General features: G+C 50.1%; 1 protein-coding gene. It reads right to left on the bottom strand.

The genetic code is table 11. The annotated features are described in order from the left end of the window. Positions 1–281: 281 nt before the first annotated feature. Positions 282–2,086: methyl-accepting chemotaxis protein (locus RMO27_RS21420; RefSeq protein ID WP_309736408.1), on the bottom strand; the 1,805-nt coding region annotated here is incomplete at its 5' end.

The following is a 2,086-nucleotide window of genomic DNA, read 5'->3' as shown; positions in this document are numbered from 1 at the left end:
TTCGATGGTTTCGAGTAATTCCGCCGCTTCGATCTCAAAGTATCGATCGAGTGACTCTTGAAAATCTAGATCGTCGGTCATAAGGGTGGAGAGTGAATAGTGGATAGTGGATAGTGAATAGTAATTGGTGAATAGTGGGTCGTGAATAGTCGATTGTGACTGGTGAAATCAGAGTACCTAAAGGTACAAATCCTTTTTCAAAAGGAAGCTAGAGCGGACGCACAAGCGTCGAAATTTAATCGCTAGCCACAATTCACTATCCACTATTCACTATTCACTTCCTAATCCACCTTAAAGCGACTAACACTAGTCTCCAACACTTGCGAGGTGGCGATTAACTGTTGGCAAGATTCAGAGATTTGGGTCGCACTATCGGAGGTGAGATTGGCGATCATCGCCACGTCAGTCATCGCTGCGGTCAGTTTTTGGGATTGCTTGGTTTGCGTACCCGCAGATTGACTGATGGCTTTGACGAGTTCGCTGATTTGGCTAGTCGCTACCACGATTTCACTCAAACTCTGGCGGGTTTCGTTGACGAGGTTGGTACCTTGGACAACTTGGGCGATCCCGATTTCCATGGCTTCGGTAACATCGTTGGTGTCGATCCGGATCTCGTCTACTAGGCGTTCGATTTCGGTGGTCGCGTTGGCGGACTGATAAGCCAGGGAGCGGACTTCGTCGGCGACGACTGCGAACCCTTTGCCGTATTGACCCGCCCGGGTGGCTTCGATCGAAGCATTCAGCGCGAGCAAGTTGGTTTGGGTGGCGAAGTTTTCGTTCAAGTTGACGACTTTAGTAATCTTCTGGAAGGTTTCACCCAGGCGTTTAATTTTCTTGGCGGTAGTCGATACGGTCGATCGGATTTCGAGAATCTCTTCAACGGTACTTTCCATCAATGTGTCACCGTTTTGGACGGTGCGGTTGGCAGATTGGACGACTAGTTCGACTTTTTGAGCGAAGTCGGCGACTTCTTGGCTGGAGGCGGCCATCAGATCGACTTGAATCAAGGCGCGATCGAGTTGTTCGAGTTCTTGTTGGGCTTGAGCGGAGAGGTTATTAACTAAAAGATTGTTTTCGCTGGAGGTGCTACTGACGCTGATGGCGGCAGTCTGGACTTGGCGGACTAATTCGCGGAGGCTTTGAATCGTCGTGTTGTAGCCATCGGCGATCGTCCCGATTTCAGTTTCCGATAAGGGGGCGCGGACGGTTAAGTCGCCTCGGAAGGAAGGGCCGATCGCTTTGAGGACGAGTAGAGCTTCAGTTTCGAGTTCTTGACGGTTAGCGCGTTCCCGATCGACGATTGCCGATAGTTCTTGTTCCTGAGTCTTAACCCTGTCGAGGTATTCCGCGAGTTGGAGGGCGACGCCGATTTGGAGGGCAACTTGTTCGATTACCGATCGTTCCGAAGCATCCCAAACCCGAGGCGCATCGTTTTGATAGACTCCGAGCAGACCCCATAACACACCACCTTTGAAAATCGGTGCCAAGATATAGGCTTTCGCTTGATATTTTTCGAGGGACTGGATGTAACAGTCGGGGAAATTTTTGGCATAGATATCATTAACTGCCGTCGATTTTGAACCTTTGGCATACTTACCACCTTTAGTATTTTTCAGGTGAGTATCTTCTTCGGTGATATCTTTTTCTGACCACTTGCGGAGGAGACAGCGATCGCTCCCAGTCCGATTGCCACTGAGCACAGCATCTTTGGTCTGATCGACGAGGAGGGAGATCCAGCCACTACCGACAGATTCGGCGACGACTTGACCGCTCCAGTCTTCATTAAACTGGTAGACAACAGCCCGATCTGCTGTGGAAGCTTGGCGGATTTCTTGGACGACGCTAGCAAAGACATCATCAACAACTAAAGATTGGCGGATCCGATCGGCAATCCGGTTGATTGTTTGTTCTTGATCGGCACGTTTTTGGAGTTGCTCGATATAGTGGATCTGCTCCATCGCAATCCCGACTTGGAGACCCATCTGGCGGAGGGTTTCGATTTCCTCTTCTTGCCATTTGCGGACGTGAGCGTTTTGATAAGCAGCAATCAGCCCCCACAATTTGCGATCGGCACCAAAGATCGGCG

Source organism: Chamaesiphon sp. OTE_75_metabat_556 (assembly GCF_031378165.1).
In the GTDB taxonomy this organism is placed as follows: domain Bacteria; phylum Cyanobacteriota; class Cyanobacteriia; order Cyanobacteriales; family Chamaesiphonaceae; genus Chamaesiphon.
The sequence above is the reverse complement of the archived record's forward strand: the minus strand, read 5'-3'. Positions and strand labels throughout refer to the sequence as shown.